9 protein-coding genes are annotated in these 16,483 nt (G+C 49.4%); 5 read left to right on the forward strand and 4 right to left on the reverse strand.

What is annotated here, in order from left to right; translation table 11 throughout:
• The first annotated feature begins 33 nt into the window (after window positions 1–33).
• The 4 genes from uvrB (at window position 34) to BQ8005_RS03760 (ending at window position 6,501) form a co-directional block, all read left to right on the forward strand.
• Window positions 34–2,079 (forward strand): excinuclease ABC subunit UvrB, encoded by a 2,046-nt coding sequence (gene uvrB, locus BQ8005_RS03745; protein ID WP_075317096.1) that lies wholly within the window; start codon window positions 34–36, stop codon window positions 2,077–2,079.
• 137 nt (window positions 2,080–2,216) lie between these two features.
• Window positions 2,217–2,744, forward strand: coding sequence for a UpxY family transcription antiterminator (locus BQ8005_RS03750; RefSeq protein ID WP_075318912.1), 528 nt, complete (start codon window positions 2,217–2,219; stop codon window positions 2,742–2,744).
• Window positions 2,745–2,926: 182 nt separating this feature from the next.
• Window positions 2,927–5,341: a polysaccharide biosynthesis/export family protein gene (locus BQ8005_RS03755; RefSeq protein ID WP_407918935.1), complete on the forward strand. Its 2,415-nt coding sequence runs from the start codon at window positions 2,927–2,929 to the stop codon at window positions 5,339–5,341.
• Between the two features lie 50 nt (window positions 5,342–5,391).
• Window positions 5,392–6,501 (forward strand): Wzz/FepE/Etk N-terminal domain-containing protein, encoded by a 1,110-nt coding sequence (locus tag BQ8005_RS03760; RefSeq protein ID WP_075317098.1) that lies wholly within the window; start codon window positions 5,392–5,394, stop codon window positions 6,499–6,501.
• Window positions 6,502–6,589: 88 nt separating this feature from the next.
• Here the strand turns inward: BQ8005_RS03760 and BQ8005_RS03765 are convergent, their stop codons facing one another.
• From BQ8005_RS03765 to BQ8005_RS03780, 4 genes are read right to left on the reverse strand one after another with little or no spacing between them, the layout of a single operon-like run.
• A complete protein-coding gene (locus BQ8005_RS03765; RefSeq protein WP_075317099.1) occupies window positions 6,590–8,887 on the reverse strand; it encodes a CHAT domain-containing protein in 2,298 nt (765 codons plus the stop codon).
• An 11-nt stretch (window positions 8,888–8,898) separates the two neighbouring features.
• Window positions 8,899–9,537, reverse strand: a complete 639-nt coding sequence (locus BQ8005_RS03770; RefSeq protein ID WP_159436200.1) for a hypothetical protein — start codon at window positions 9,535–9,537, stop codon at window positions 8,899–8,901.
• Window positions 9,538–9,565: 28 nt separating this feature from the next.
• Window positions 9,566–14,014 carry a CHAT domain-containing protein gene (locus tag BQ8005_RS03775; RefSeq protein ID WP_083610488.1) on the reverse strand — a complete coding sequence of 1,483 codons (4,449 nt, stop codon included), beginning with the start codon at window positions 14,012–14,014 and terminating at the stop codon, window positions 9,566–9,568.
• Between the two features lie 21 nt (window positions 14,015–14,035).
• Entirely contained in the window at window positions 14,036–15,163 is a 1,128-nt protein-coding gene (locus BQ8005_RS03780) for a hypothetical protein (RefSeq protein ID WP_159436201.1), read from the reverse strand.
• Window positions 15,164–15,532: 369 nt separating this feature from the next.
• Between BQ8005_RS03780 and BQ8005_RS03785 the strand changes: the two genes are divergently transcribed.
• Window positions 15,533–16,453 carry a zinc ribbon domain-containing protein gene (locus tag BQ8005_RS03785; protein ID WP_075317103.1) on the forward strand — a complete coding sequence of 307 codons (921 nt, stop codon included), beginning with the start codon at window positions 15,533–15,535 and terminating at the stop codon, window positions 16,451–16,453.
• The last annotated feature ends 30 nt before the right edge of the window (window positions 16,454–16,483 follow it).

The following is a 16,483-nucleotide window of genomic DNA, read 5'->3' on the forward strand; positions in this document are numbered from 1 at the left end:
TACCTTTGCATCCATAACCAAAACCTGACACCATTGAACAAATTTCAGCTTACATCTGACTACCAGCCTACGGGCGACCAGCCCGAAGCCATCCGCCAGCTCACCGACGGCATCCTACAGGGACTGCCCGCCCAAACTTTGCTTGGCGTTACGGGCTCCGGAAAGACATTTACCATCGCCAACGTCATTGCCAACATCAACAAGCCTACACTCATCCTGAGCCACAACAAAACCCTGGCGGCTCAGCTCTACAGTGAGTTCAAGGGATTCTTTCCTCACAATGCCGTCGAGTATTATGTCTCTTACTACGATTACTACCAGCCCGAAGCCTATCTCCCCTCTTCGGATACCTATATCGAAAAAGACCTGGCCATCAACGACGAAATCGACAAGCTCCGTCTGGCCGCCACTTCTGCCCTGCTCAGCGGACGAAAGGACGTGATTGTCGTCTCCTCCGTGTCCTGCATCTACGGCATGGGCAATCCGGCCGATTTCTACAACAACAGTATCGACGTTGTCCGGGGCAAGATGTTCAGCCGCAACGTCTTCCTGCGCCGCCTGGTAGACAGCCTCTATCAACGTAACGACCTCGATCTCAACCGTGGCAATTTCCGTGTCAAAGGCGATACGGTAGACATCTTCCTGGCCTACAGCGACAACCTCCTGCGTGTCGTCTTCTGGGGCGACGAAGTAGACAGTATCGAGGAAGTAGATCCCGTCAGTGGCGTCACCCTCGGCACCTTCGACAGTTATAAGATCTATCCGGCCAACCTCTTCATGACCACCAAGGAGAACACGCTTCGTGCCATCCACGAAATCGAAGACGACCTCCATAAGCAGGTCGAGTTCTTCGAAAAAGAGGGCCGTATGCTGGAGGCTAAACGCATCTACGAACGGGTCACCTACGACATGGAAATGCTGCGCGAACTGGGCCATTGTTCCGGCATCGAAAACTATTCACGCTACTTCGATGGCCGTGCCGAAGGTACCCGTCCTTACTGCCTGCTCGACTTTTTCCCCGAGGACTATCTCATCGTCATCGACGAAAGCCACGTCAGTGTACCCCAGATACGGGCCATGTATGGAGGAGACCGTGCCCGTAAGGAGAACCTGGTCGAATATGGTTTCCGTCTGCCTGCCGCCCGTGACAACCGCCCCCTCACCTTCGACGAGTTCGAAACCCTCGCCCGTCAGGTCATCTATGTCAGTGCCACCCCCGCCGACTACGAGTTGGTACGCTCCGAAGGTATCGTGGTCGAACAAGTCATCCGCCCCACCGGACTGCTCGATCCCGTCATCGAAGTACGTCCCACCCACAACCAGATCGACGACCTCATGGAAGAAATCCAGCTCCGCATCGAACAGGGCGAGCGTACCCTTGTCACTACCCTCACCAAGCGCATGGCCGAAGAACTGACCGAATACCTCCTCAACCACGACATCCGCTGCAACTACATCCACAGTGATGTCGACACCCTCGAACGTGTCAAGATCATGTCCGACCTTCGCGAAGGCGTCTACGATGTCCTCATCGGCGTCAACCTCCTTCGTGAGGGACTCGACCTACCCGAAGTGTCACTGGTAGCCATCCTCGATGCCGACAAGGAAGGTTTCCTCCGCTCCCACCGTTCGCTTACGCAGACTGCCGGCCGTGCAGCCCGCAACGTCAACGGGCGTGTCATCATGTATGCCGACCACATCACCGACAGCATGCGGCAGACCATCGAAGAAACTGAACGCCGCCGCGAAAAGCAGCTTCGTTACAACCGGGAACATGGTATCACGCCCCAGCAGATTCGGAAGGCCCACAACCTCAACCCGCTGGCAGCCTCTGTTTCTCCTGCCCCCGAACCGGCTGAACGTTCCGCCGCTCCCCGTCCCTACGTCGAGCCCGAACCGTCCCACCTCGTTGCGGCCGATCCGGTCACCCTCCACATGTCGCCCGAGCAGCTCCAGAAGAGCATCGAACGCACACGTCGCCTCATGCAGGAAGCCGCCAAGAATCTCGATTTCCTTCAGGCCGCACAGTATCGCGACGAATTGCTCAAGATGGAAGACATCCTGAAAAAAGAAGTATGACAAGCGTAAAAGAAAATTCTAAACTATTTTCATTTAAATGAGCCTTATAACATATATTTTCTTTACATTTGTACGCAAATAAAATGAATCATTCCATCAGACAAGAAATGAACGCTTATCCGGATACAGAAAACACCATGATAACCCCGCCTCCCGCTCCCCAAAAACAGTGGCTGGTAGCTTATGTCAAGTCCTGCATGGAAAAGAAGACCGCCGAACGCCTGACCGCCATGGGCATCGAACACTACCTTCCTATGCAGACAGTAGAACGCCGCTGGAGCGACCGCGTCAAGCGAATGGAAAAACTGGTTCTTCCACTAATGATTTTTGTACACGTCACGCCCAAGGAACGTCCGCTTCCCCTTACCCTGTCAGCGGTCAGCCGCTACATGGTCCTGCGTGGCCAGCATACACCGGCCGTCATCCCCGACCAGCAAATGGAACGCTTCCGCTTCATGCTCGATTATAGTCCAGAAGCAGTCAGTTTTAGTGCTACCTCATTAGCTCCGGGCGACCCGATCCGAGTTATCAAAGGACCTTTAACTGGCTTGGAAGGGGAATTGATTACTTTACATGGCAAACACCAGGTCGTCATTCGTATCGACCTTTTGGGGTGTGCCCACGTAGAAATTCCGGTAGGCTATGTGGAAAAAATAGCAGATTGACCATAAACTATCTGCAGCTTTCCATCGTTTATTCCGACAATTCTTCGTATCTTTGCAGTCGCAAATATCCGTCCGACAAAAAAGGAATGAAGTGTCATACAAGCGGAAAGGTATTTTACGTAACAAAAGTCAATACCAAAAACGAACAATAACGATTGATAATTTTACTAAACTAAAAATTGATGAAACATTTCAGGAAATCCATTTTATTTGCTATTGCATGTATGCTGATTTCTCTGTCCGTTCATGCTCAAATGAGTGACGAACAGGTCATACAGTACGTCAAAGAAGCTCATGCCGCTGGAAAAAATCAGGAAGAAATGGGACGCGAACTTCTGTCTCGTGGAGTCACCCGTGCCCAAATGGAACGTATCAAACAGCGTTACGAAGCAAGCCAAAACAGTAATCAGGTTGTTACGGGCAATTCCAATACCGAACGTCGAGCACGTGCATCTTCCTCCAGTTCTTTTGAAGCACCAATTCCAGAGTTAGTAAGTGATTCTTCATCTATTTTCGGCACCAAGGCTATTCCTAAATCGGCTATCTTTGGACATAACGTTTTCACCAACCCTGCTCTGACCTTTGAGCCCAATGAAAACATGGCAACTCCAGCCAACTATCGCCTTGGTCCTGGTGACGAAGTTATCATTGATGTATGGGGAACTAATGAAACTACCATCCGTCAGGAAATTACGCCTGAAGGCAACATCATGGTCAGCCAAATCGGTCCCATCTATTTAAGTGGAATGACGATTGAAGAAGCAAGCCGGAAAATCAGCCAAACATTATCTAGCAAATATGCCGGAATTTCGGGCGACGAATCACAGATTAGTGTTACACTAGGAAAAATCCGCAGCATTCAGGTCAATGTCATGGGTGAAGTTAGTGTGCCAGGTACCTATCGGCTTTCTTCTTTCTCAAGCGTATTTCACGCCCTCTATCGAGCTGGAGGTATTACCGAAATAGGTTCGTTACGTAATATTAACGTCATCCGCAACGGAAAAAAAATAAAAGACATAGATATATATGATTATCTTCTTCATGGAAACACTTCCGACGATATCCGTTTACAAGAAGGAGATGTGATTATCGTTCCTCCTTACAGCATCTTGGTCAACATTGAAGGCAATGTCAAAAGACCTATGTATTATGAAATGAAGAAAGATGAACATCTGGATAACTTAATTAAATATGCAGGTGATTTTTCTGGTGATGCTTACAGCGATGAAGTACGTCTCATTCGTCGTACCGGAACAGAAAAGCAAATTTTCAGCATTACTAACGATCAATTCTCAACATGGAAACTGGAAGACGGCGATTTCATCAGTGTAGGTGCAATCCTTGACCGTTATGCCAACCGCGTCGAGATCCGTGGTGCTGTCTACCGCCCCGGCATGTACGAACTGGGTGGTGGTCTTACTACAGTCAAAGATCTCATCAAACGCGCCGAAGGACTTACCGGCGATGCTTTTACTGGTCGTGTTATACTGACACGTGAACTTGAAGATCTCACCCATGAAATGATAGCAATAGACTTGGCCGGTATTCTAAAAGGAAGCGTTCCTGATATTCCACTGCGCCGTGAAGACGTGTTGGTTATTCCCAGTATCCACGAATTGCAAGCTCAGGGAGCGTTTACCATCAATGGCGAGGTAACCCGCCCAGGTGTTTATCCGTATGCCGAAAATACGACACTCGAGGATCTCATCGTACAGGCAGGCGGCCTACTAGACGGTGCTTCTACAGTCCGTGTTGACATATCCCGTCGCCTCAAAGACCCTAAAAGTCTTGAAGCAACGACTCGATTAAGTGAAACTTTCACCTTTTCGCTGAAAGACGGTTTCGTAGTTGACGGTACCCCCGGCTTTGTCCTTTACCCTTATGATATGGTAGAAGTTCGCCGTAGTCCCGGCTATCAGGAACAACGACGTGTTAACATTGGTGGTGAAGTAGTCTTCGCCGGCGGTTACACTCTTCAGCAGAAGAACGAACGCCTCTCCGACCTTGTTAAGCGCGCCGGTGGTCTTACCCCCTCTGCCTATGTACGCGGTGGCCGTCTCATCCGTCAGATGAACGAAGAAGAAATAGCCCAGCGCGACGCCGCCATTGCCATGGCCCGCATGAGCGCAGGCAGCGACTCTGTTTCGCTCGCCAAACTCAATGTTTCCGACACCTATGTAGTAGGTATCGAACTCGACAAAGCATTGGCCAATCCCAGCAGCTACCACGACATCGTACTGCGCGAAGGCGACCGTCTCTACATTCCTGGTCAAATCAGCACTGTTAAGATCAGCGGTGAAGTACAGTTCCCCAATACCGTGGCTTACATCGCCGGCAAAGGAGTATCTCATTACATTGACCAGGCAGGTGGCTACAGCCGCCTTGCTAAAAAGAGCCGCGCCTACATTGTCTATATGAACGGTACTGTCAGCCGTGTCAAACGCCTGCGCAATGCCAAGATCGAACCTGGATGCCAGATCATCGTTCCCAGCAAGAAAGAACGCCGTCCGATAAGCCTTGCCGAAGTGCTCTCTATCGGTACATCTGCCGCTTCTCTGGGTACAATGGCTGCTACGCTCTACAACATATTTAAATAATGGAAAATGGAGAATTAAAATATCCATTCTCAATTCTCAATTAAAGAAATATGGAACAAGATAATAAACAACTCCCTGTTGAGGAGCAGGAAATCGACCTCCTCGAACTGGCCCGTAAAGTGTGGGCAGACCGCAAGCTTGTCCTGAAGTGGTGCGGTATAGCCGCTGTAGTCGGACTGGTCGTAGCTTTTAGCATTCCCAAGGAGTACACCACCAACGTTACCATCGCCCCCGAAAGTACCAATGGCAGCCGCTCAATGGGTGGACTGTCCGCTTTGGCAGGCATGGCAGGCATCAACTTGAATGCAGGAAGCAGCGCCGATGCACTTTCACCCGACCTTTATCCTGACATCGTCTCTTCTGTCGCCTTTACAACCGAACTGTTCGACGTACCCGTACGCGATGCCGACGGCGAACTCCAGACCACTGTCTACGATTATCTTCAGGAACATCAACGTTCTCCCTGGTGGAGCGCTGTGATATCCCTGCCGTTCAAGTGCATCGGTTGGACCGTCTCCCTCTTCTCCGGTGACGAAGAACCGGCTGACAGCACGGCGACCGTCAATCCCTTCCAGCTCACCAAAAAGGAAAACGAGATTGTCAAAGTTCTCAACGACCGCATTGCCGTAAGTGTAGACAAGAAATCGCTCACTGTATCCATTGCTGTCACCATGCAGGATCCGCTCATTTCTGCCACGCTCACCGATACAGTCATGCAGAAGCTGCAGGATTACATCACTGACTACCGTACCAACAAGGCCCGTCACGACCTCGACTTCACACAGAAGCTCTACGACGAAGCCCAGCAGAAATATTACGAAGCCCAGCAGCGCTATGCCGACTATGTAGACAAGAACCAGAACATCCTGCTCCGCAGCGTCCAGACCCGTCAGGAACGTCTGCAGAACGAGATGAACCTAGCCTACAACCTCTACAACCAGACTGCCCAGCAGCTCCAGCTCGCCAAAGCCAAGGTACAGGAGAACACGCCGGTCTACACCGTAGTCCAGGCCGCTACCGTTCCCCTCCGTGCCTCCAAGCCTTCCAAAGCCATGATCCTCATCGGCTTCGTATTCCTGGCCGGTGTCGGTTCCGTAGGCTGGATTCTTTTCGGCAGAGACCTGCTCCGACAGTTCAAAGGTTCCAAGGAACAAGCCTGATATCCAATATCTTCTATAAACATTACGCGGATTTGTACAGGAAAAAAGATACTGTACAGATCCGCGTAATGCATATAGGGGTACAGTTCTAATCGATCAGAACAAACGGCGCCCAGTAATAGGGAGAACGGTACGGATAGATCGGATCCTTACTGCAATCCACTACTACCCGCCTGAGTGTTTTCCGCTGCAACACCACCTTTTTGGTAATCTTATAATTGCGCAATGCCTCCCGCGCCTGACGGAATGCGACATACAGATCCTGTTTTTTCACTTTCCAGTTTTCATAAAGTGCCTTCATGAACAGTGCCGTTGCCTTATCGTCTACCGACCACAACGTCGCAATGACCGTCTTCACTCCGGCCCGTTTCAATCCGCGCACCAGTCCTGCCGGACCTTCATCCGACACCACTCCTTGTGCCGTCTGACAAGCCGACAATACCACCAGTTCCGTACCGGTAAGATCTATATCACACAATTCTCTCGCCGACAACAAACCATCCTCTGCCCGCTCCATTTTTCCTGCCACGTTAGCCCCTGTCAACGCGATCCCACTTGCCAGCAACGACTGATCTTCCTGTATGCTGTCGCGCATAAAATAAAGCGGCTCGTCCAAAGACACCTTCAGACTATACCCATGCGTGGCCAGATGCGCAATACGGCTTTCTCCTAATCGATGCTTCAACCATGCTTCGTCCGCTGTTACGATGCTTTCCGTCTTCAGTATAGCAGAAATGCTGTCAGCCTCCATTCCAGCTCCTTTCAGATAAGCGAAGTTCATAGGCCGACCGTAGTTTCGTATCACGTAGTCATACGCAATCCTGTTAGATACGGATACCGTATCCGGCTCCGGCAGACATTCATTATAAGCCAGTCCTCCCACAACCAGAACACCTTCCGCACCGTTTTTCTTTCCCGGCCCTACTTGCCGGGGCACAATCTGCGCCGTCGAAGACAGTCTGCGCATCTCCAATCCCTTCAAGTCCTCAGATGACAGGTATTCGATGCCCAACATCTGAAACAACCCGTCGGGAGCAAAATAAAGGGTTTGAGTCCCTGCAGGCATAAGCTTCACAATCGGCTGCCAGATTTTTTTGGCCAACACCGTATCTTCATAAATCTGATCCACATAACGGGCTCCGGCACAAACCGCCTCGTCCAGTGTCACTTTCCCTACCCGATAGCCGTGCAAATCCTTGCGGGTTCCAAGCGCCACATGCCGCACCCGATCCCGGCTGGCCACCAATGCAATATACATCGTGTCTGCCGACAACAGATCTTTATAGCAGGCAAATTCCACCGCCACTTCTTTCGGCCGCAAAGCCTTTCGTACCTGGCGGGAGTCTATCCTGCAAAACTCATCCAACGACTTTCTGTCCGCAACCGCTTTCCTGTCCAGCAAAGCAATGTGCCTTCGCAACAGCGCCACGTCATACAAGAATTCCGGACAAGCCTCTCCCAAGGAAAAAATTTCCGATAGCAGCGGTTTCTCCTTTTTCCAGAAGTCCAGCCGGTTCTGCTCGGTCATCCCGACAAAATTCCGCTTCACATAGTCCAGTTCCGCTTTATAGAACGAGCGAAACAAACGTAACGCTTCCTCCCGTTCTCCCTTCTTTAGCAAAATCTCCGCTTTCTTCCGCAGCGAGATGATATAGTCCGGATGTCCGGTACCGATAGACGGTTGTTCGCCCTGCCACGCCAGTACCGAATCAATATGGCACAAAGCCTCTTCATAAAGCCTTAGCTCCGCTTCAACAACTGCCAGATTGGCCAATGTCAGGTAATAACGTTCTCCCTGCAGCGCAAGCGACGCCTTTTTCAAGTCCTCGTAAGCCCCTCGGTAGTCATGCATTTCCCACTTGATAAACCCTTTGTTCTGCAGCAGCGTAGCCCGTGTTTCCTTCTCGCACCTGCCCTCCGGCACCTGGTCCAACAGTCGGATGCCCTGTTCCCAGTCGCCCATATAAGCATAGGCCACAGCCAAGTTGGCAAGCCGCTTCCCCTCCTGCTGTTCCTCCGCAAATTCCATACCGGCCAGCAGATCCACCACTTCTTCATAACGTCCGGTCTGCAAAAGCACCCCAGTCTTATTAAACAGGATTCTATTTTTCAGCTCCGGTGTATCCGCCAGTGCTTCCGCCTGTCCATAGTCAGCCAAAGCCTGCCTGTAATCAGCCAGTTGCTTATAACAGCCCGCACGGCTGTTCAGACAGTCCATCCGTGCCGTCGGATCGGGTGTAGCAGCTATCACACGCGAATAGAGTGCCACAGCTTCCTTGTACAAGCCATTAGCCCGTGCCTCGTCCGCCTGCCTGAAATCCGCAATCCAACTTTGTGCCTGAAGCTGCACCGAACACAACAATCCTATCCACCACCATTTACACATAGAAACCCTTCTCAATTTACTGCAACTACAAAGGAAGCTTTCCGATCTGCCCTGTTTTCAATCCGGAACAGAAAGATACCTTCTTCTTCTCCCATATTCCATTCTACCCAGGCTACCCTACCGTCCGGTTCCGCTTTTCCTGCATATTCTTTTCCGGTAGCCGTTTCCACCACCGTCAGTGTCAGTCCGGCTCCCTGAGCCGAAAGCAACATCAGCTGGCACTGCCCGCTCCCCATTGCCTTGAACTCCAGCGTTCCGTGAGCCGGCACCGCCTTGTTCATCACCAGCAAATCAGCATCCCCCACACCATCCACTTCTCTCATCAGGCTGATTTCGTCCAACGGCACAAAATCAAAGTTATGGCGCAGCAGCGAGTCGGCAAATTCTGCATCAAAGTACACTTCCGGCACCTTGTCCGCCTCTTTCACCCCTGTATCTGCAGCCACCACATCCTGCCAGGTACTCACCTTGACCCGTCCGAACCATTCCTTGGCTTCATACAGGTCATATTTATCCTTTTCCTCCATGGCCTCCAGCATTTTCAGGCAACCGTTCCGATAGTCCGCCATCGGTCCGGACATTCCGGCCTGCTGCGCCCCTGCCGAGATGGATAATCCAACCAGCAGACATACGATCCATCTTTTTTTCATGTTTATCATTGTTAGCTATCTTTATACATCAATTCGCGTCCAGCAGGACGAACGGCGCCCAGTAGAAAGGCTGTGGATATACCTTCCGCACTTCGTCTGTCGCCTTCCGCAAAGCCTCCCGTTTCGAAAGGCCTTCCAACCAGTAGCGGTAGAAAGCCGACATCAGCAACGAGGTAGAATGATCGTTGACACTCCACAGACTCACTAGCAGCGACCGAACGCCAGCTTGCTTGAACCCACGCGGCAAACCGAACACACCCTCATACGAATAGTTCCCCAGTGCCGTCTCACAGGCCGAAAGCACCACCAGCTGCGTATGTTGCAGATTCAGTCTGGAAACCTCGTCAGCAGTCAGAATCCCGTCATTTTCTCCGGTATCCGTTCCCTTTCCACACCAGGCTGTTTCCGCATTGGCCAGCGCCACTCCGGCCCGATACATCGCATAATCCGGTTCCCGGTTCTGGAAGAAAGGAATATCCAGTGCCTGCTTGCGGTTTGCCACAAAAAATCCGTGTGTAGCCAGGTGGATTACCGCCGGGCCGGTTGCTGCAAGTTCCTTCAATGCCTGTTCGCTAGCCTCCATTCCTTTCTTTACGGTGATGTCTTCCATGTTCCAGTTGTTCCGTCCCAATTCGGCCGTTATGTCTTCCACCTCCCGGTTCGTAAAGGGCAGATACTTGAAGTGATCCTTGCTCACTCCCCGCTCCTCAAAATCATCGATACCGAAATCGTCTACTGTTCCCCTCACCTGTTCTGCATTCGTCGTCCCTGCCAGCAACCGTTGTTTCTCCGAATAGAAGATATTTCCCATCAACAGTGCACTCTGCGGCCGTTCATCGCTTTGGGGTCTCAGCAGCATGGCAGTCGTCGTCAGCGGACACAAATCATACTTGTCGATCAAGTATCCCCCGTCCGGTGTGGCAAAAGCAGCAAACGACAGGTTGTTCAGGATTCCCGGCGTAGCATAGTACACCGTTCTGACTTCCTTCAGATACGGCTCCAACGGCGCCCACAGCAAGGCATACAAGTCCAATGCCCGTTCGTTATACAACTTGACAGCCATCCGTGCCGACGTCTTGGCATCCAACGCCTGCAACCCCTTCATCAGCTCTTCGTTTTTCCCCAACCGTACAGGAATCGGTTTCCGGCTGTTCTTCTTCAGGACAAGTGCCATGATGTATTCCCGCGAAAAGACAAATTCAATGGCCGCCTCGTCGTTCTTCAGTTTCTCCCTGATCTGGTGCCAGCTGGCCTCCGTTGCATATCGCCTGCGATAAGGCTCAGACCGTTCGATGAGTTGACGCTCCAATGCGTCTATCTCATAATTCAGCTGTCCCATACTCCGCATCTGTTCATTGAATGCAAGTCCCAAGACTCCGTAGTCCACCTTGAAATTCTTCCGTTCCAGCTGCAACCGGTTCATCTGCTCTACCAGCCGGATCAGTGCCGTGTCCTTCGAAGCCAGGATGGCCATACGCGTTTGCCGTTGCGAACGCAACTGCATTCCCGTCCTGTACAGCACGGCGTCATATACTTCCGCTGCCAACTCTTCCGGCATCTGCTCCAACAGACAGGTCAACCACATGGCCGGATCCCGATAAGTATCCATAAAATTGTTCTGTTCGCTCTCTGTCATCAGCTGGAAATTCCCGTCCATCATCTCCTTCACGTTGGCATAAAAAGCCCGAGCCGGTGCCACCATTTCTTTCCATTTCCGCTCTTCCACATACGTGTTACAGAGTCTCACAATTCCTTTCAATTTATCATTCACAGTTACTCTGGGCGAAGAAGTCAACTGTTCATACGCCTTTTTATAGAAAAGAGCTGCCTCCTGTTTCTTGTCCATTCCCCAATACAAATCCCCTAAGTCAAACCAGGCATCCCAATCATCCGTTTCCTGTTGCTCCACCAATTCCCGGTATGCCAACAAACAACGGTCTCTCTCCGCTTCATTGTATTCCATATGCTGATAATACAAAATCTGAGATCTCACCAGATTTCTGTAAGTAACGTTCTTACTGAAATTCTTATCCTGTTCCCTAAAAATCTGTTCCAATTGCCCGAATATCTCCTTCACATTGGGAAACATCCCTTTCAGGTACTTCATTTGTTTTTCATACACAGCTCTATCATTTTCATGCAAAGCATCCACGTCCATATTCTTTGTCCATACCATGGACTGCGTTGCTATATCAAGAAATTCAATCAACAATGGAGTGACATAATTCATCATGAACAAAGGATCCTGTCCATTCTGTGCATATAGCATCTGAGATACCTGCAAAAGAGGCATCAGGAACTCGTTTCTCTGTACCATGTCGTAAGCATTTTCTCCCTTTACCAAATAATAGCACCCCCACAAATAATCCAACAGAGGAAGCGATCCTGGCACATCTTTATTCCGAAACATTTTTTCCATCTGCTCCACCATCAACTGCTTGGCCTCGACCATTTCGTTCAAACCACTATACATCAGTTGAATTTTCAAGGTGAACATTCCCAGATACTGCATGTCATATATATTATCCCCATTCCGTTCCAAACACAAGTCGATGCCTTCATCCAGTATAGTGACCGCTTCCTGATACCGTCCCCTTTCGATCAGGTACTGCGCAGCCGTCTGATAATTCTCCATCCAGACATCCGGTTCTTCTTTTCCCCGGACCAGTAATTTCTTTCCCTCCTCAAAGAGGCGGTCACAGTCCCTGCTATCTTTGTTCATCAACTCTCGGATATAGGCCAGTCTCAACAGGAAATTGGCCCGTTGGGCACAAGGATCCTCCTCCGTAGCGTTCTCCACCAGCAGCGCATACTGTTCTTCTGCTAGCCTGTAATCCCGGATGCCAAACAGAAATTCCGCATAATTTGCCATAGCCACTTGATAATCCGCCCCCTGTTTTCTCATCCGTTCGATCAACTGCGGATAGGCAGCCCGCACCTGTTCTTCTTTCTCTACGTCATTCTGACATACGATCAACTGGAACAGTTCTTCATTCAAGCTGACAGGCGACTCCTTCCCATAATATCCCTGAGCGTCCGAACAGACATACGCCTGCATTTCTATAGCCTGTTTCATGTTACCTACTACCGAATAACAGTCCCAGACAATCAGTCTTCCCAATGCCAATGACAATCCACTGGGGTTGTGGTATTCCCTATATAGGGCGTAAGCTTGTTCCAGCTTGCCTGCCGCTTTTTCCGGCTGCCGATCTCTAACCGAAGAATACAGCCAATACAACATATAGGCTTTTTTCAAAGGCTGGCCGGAATAAATCCGTTCCATCGTCTGGTCCCATTCATCCAGCAGTCGGTCCGCTCCGAACGGATAATCATACACCGCAATCAGAACAACATTCGTCAGCATATTGAAGTAATACGAATTATCCTCTCCCAGATACCGCTTGAATCCCTCAACCATCTGCGAACAGAAAATGGCATCGTGGTTCTTCATGCCACTCTTCCACCGGGCCATCCACCAATCTAACCGCGCCAACAGGCTCTCAGACGATTCCGAAGAGTAATAAGTATCCGCATACAGTTTAGTTGTCCGACACGCCTCCTCCAGCTCCTCATTCAACAACTGACTGTTTATCTCAAAATTCAATTGACACCTGCGTATCATGACGAGCTCCGGATGCCCCTCCGAATAAAGCTGCCTGTACAGCAAGACAGCCTTTTCAAAATAGAAGCCCACATTACTTATCGTTCCGTTCGCCAGAGACTTGTAGGGAGTATTCTCTATACCTCCCACACGTTCTTGTGCCAGCTTCAGTTCGTCCACCTGCGACATGGACGATTTCACCTGAGCCAACGTAAAATAAAGAAATGCCCGCGTATGGTCCACTGTCTTGTCATCAGCCGGATACAGGGCCAGCGCTTCCTGTTCTGTACGCAGCACGTCCTCGTAATCACGCGGATCGTCCACCAGATTATTACGCATCCTATTGGTAAACTGGGACAATTTCACGATGCAGAGCAAAGCCTTCGTCTCACGGTCCGGCTTCCGCTTCACGGCCTGTTGCAACATCCCGATCAATTCGTCCGTCGGTTTCACTACGTCTTCCATATTCACCAGCTGGCTGAGATACAAATACCTGCACCAGCCGGTCACGACGTGTTCCCGCCCCAGCTGCTCTTCCGCCGCATCAGCCACCCCCTTCAACGTACCCAGTAAGATAGCATACTTTTCGTCTACCTGTCCGCTCTCCAGCCAGTCCAGGTAAGCTCCCAGTTGTGGTACCCACTTCTCTGCCACCCGCAACAAAGCCTTGGCTTCCGGTTCTCGCAGGCCGTCCAGCACGGCAAAAGCCGCTTCTTTCAGCAGCGCTTCCTTACTCAGTTCTTCCCCTTTCGGATAGTGCTCGCTCATCCACTTCCGATGGGTTTCTATCCAGTCGTAGGCCGATTGTGCCTGCACCGCCTGCCCCAGTACAAGCAGGACGGCTACCATTATCCATTGCAAGGCGGTTATTTTCATAGCTTATTTTTTTCCGATCCGTTATTCCGGTGCCAGTCCCAGCTTGTCAATCACGTCCTTGGTGATAATTCCGGCCGGTGCCTGCAGGGTAGTGATTACCCACGACTGTGCCAGTTCGTCCCAGCGTTGGTTGGAAATCGTCTGCCAGCCGTTTTCCCAGATACTTTCCTTCTCCATCAGTTTCTTGCGGCGTTTCCGGTCCTTCTTCCAGTTTTCCCGATACTGTTCGGTCACGTCGCATGTCTCCTTCAGTTCGATTTCCAGTTTGTATTCACCGGTTCCCCAGATATTCTTATAATTGTCGTCTTTGTCGCGATACCCCATGTACGAACGTGGCACAATAAAACTCTCTCCCACAATCTTGTAGGTCGGTTCCTCATTCCGATTCCGCACATACCTCAGGAAGCCCTTCTCATCCAGCTCCTCCGGATCTACCGGCACATTCAGCACAAATGCGCCCAGTTCCTGGTTCTTCTGCAGTTGTACGATTTCATTCATCCACGATGATATCAGCTTGATATTCATCGACAACGTAAAGTTATCGCGTTCGGCAAAGGAATATGGCAGATCCAGATACGTGTTGGGCAGGTTCGAATGAGTCGGACTCACGATCAGCGTATCCAGCACCAGTTCAAATTTCGAATGCTTCACAATCCGGTCAATCTTACTCCGGTCGATATGGCACGACAGGTAGAAGACCGTATCGTTATCCTCCAGCCTCAGGCAACCGATACCGTCAAAGCGCATGCCTTTCGGGTCCATCGCCCCTTCGAACGAAGCTTCTTTATAGAAATCATTGATTTCAGACACCGTGCTGATCTTTGTTTTGTATATATTTTCGGCTTTCACCGTTTCTTCCCACTCTTCCTTCAGCCGTGCGTTCCGGGTCAGCAGACTACCAATGGCATTTACGCCCAGGTCGATAAAAGATGTCACATATCCCGAAGCGATTCCTTTCAACGATTCTTTACTTGCATTGAACAAATCTCCCAGATACCCTCTGTCCTTTCTGTTCACCAATTCACTATGCCTGGCTATTTCTTCCCCCAGGTCATTGCTTGTATAAATAAATGTCTTGAACTCTACCTGCTGTGCACTTCCCTGTAAGCACGCGCATAAACTGAATAAAAGAAACAATGCGTATTTCATAATGACTGAATTATAAGATTATCCCAATTTTGCATGCAAGGTTATCCTCTTGTTCTGACTTTCACAGATTAAGCTCTGTAAAAGAGTTCCAAGAGTTTTCATACCCTACGTGTTGCAAATATAATCCGATTTTTACAGAAATTCAACGCATATCTTGATTTTTTCATCCGTAAATTACCAGATTACCATATAAAAGAGTTCCATTCATCTGTTAATCAAATACACCTCAAAATCCAATATATATTCTGAATTATTCGAAGCGAAACGAACCATTCCAAAATAAAAACAGAATATATAACTATTCCTATTTTGATATTTCATTTTTTTGACTATTTTTGCAGCATTACATCTAATACTATTATCAATATTATGAAAACAAAAACATCTTCCATCTCCATCGTTCAGGGAGTTCTCACTACTCTCATCCTGATTTCCTATCTGTTACCGTGGATCACAGTTTCTTTCTTTGACACCACCCAGTCTATATCCTATCTGGAAGCAATTGTCCAATCCGGTAAACTACTGAACAGAATCTCTGAGATGTCTTCAGACTTTACAATGCACATGAGTGCCCAAGACACAAAGATAACCGTCTTAATTATAGCAATCTATCTTACACCCATTCTAACCTTCTTCAACACCATTTTCCAGTGGGGACCTAAAGCGCCACGCGTTGCTTTCTATCTCAATCTGCCACCTCTCCTGCTTTGCATAGCTCTCCTTTCTTTTATTATCAAGCACAATATAGATGTCAACGATGTACTGGGTTTTGGATTCTATCTGTCGATGCTGGTTTCCATCCTATCAGCTTTTGCTGCATGGACCAGTATTGGCTTAAACTACTATAAGACTTATAAGAGATATCTGAAGATATTAACCTGGATTCTTTTTATACTCATAGTCTGGATGATCGTTTTCAAAATGCTTCTATTTTATATCCCAATGGGAAGTAAAGTCGCACCTTATATCATGTTATTATCCACCATTATTGAAATCCCCTTGTTTATGATTTCACTCCTCCATTTTCCTTTCATACCCTACGCATGGATCATCGTAGTCCTGACGCGTAAGCGACAGCTTGCCCAAATAGCAGCAGAAGAAGCGACTCCGCCAACCGAATCCCAAGAAATATCTTCTCCCAATCCGACACGAACCTGTCCCCAGTGTGGCAAGCCGTTAGATTCTTCCTGGAAAGTTTGTCCCTATTGTGGTCATGATCCCGAAAAAGAAAAAGAGGAGCAAACCGAAGCAGATAATCTCCGATTCGCTCCTCCTCAATACAGAGAGTAGAATTAAAATTTATATACTTTACAAATCATT

Source organism: Bacteroides togonis (assembly GCF_900130135.1).
Lineage (GTDB): Bacteria > Bacteroidota > Bacteroidia > Bacteroidales > Bacteroidaceae > Bacteroides > Bacteroides pullorum.

Excerpts from the sequence above, each read along its gene's own strand:
- BQ8005_RS03750 (WP_075318912.1), top strand. The coding sequence starts at position 2,217 with ATGATAACCCCGCCTCCCGCTCCCCAAAAACAGTGGCTGGTAGCTTAT.
- BQ8005_RS03755 (WP_407918935.1), top strand. The coding sequence starts at position 2,927 with ATGAAACATTTCAGGAAATCCATTTTATTTGCTATTGCATGTATGCTG.
- BQ8005_RS03760 (WP_075317098.1), top strand. The coding sequence starts at position 5,392 with ATGGAACAAGATAATAAACAACTCCCTGTTGAGGAGCAGGAAATCGAC.
- BQ8005_RS03765 (WP_075317099.1), bottom strand. The coding sequence starts at position 8,887 with ATGTGTAAATGGTGGTGGATAGGATTGTTGTGTTCGGTGCAGCTTCAG.
- BQ8005_RS03770 (WP_159436200.1), bottom strand. The coding sequence starts at position 9,537 with ATGAAAAAAAGATGGATCGTATGTCTGCTGGTTGGATTATCCATCTCG.
- BQ8005_RS03775 (WP_083610488.1), bottom strand. The coding sequence starts at position 14,014 with ATGAAAATAACCGCCTTGCAATGGATAATGGTAGCCGTCCTGCTTGTA.
- BQ8005_RS03780 (WP_159436201.1), bottom strand. The coding sequence starts at position 15,163 with ATGAAATACGCATTGTTTCTTTTATTCAGTTTATGCGCGTGCTTACAG.
- BQ8005_RS03785 (WP_075317103.1), top strand. The coding sequence starts at position 15,533 with ATGAAAACAAAAACATCTTCCATCTCCATCGTTCAGGGAGTTCTCACT.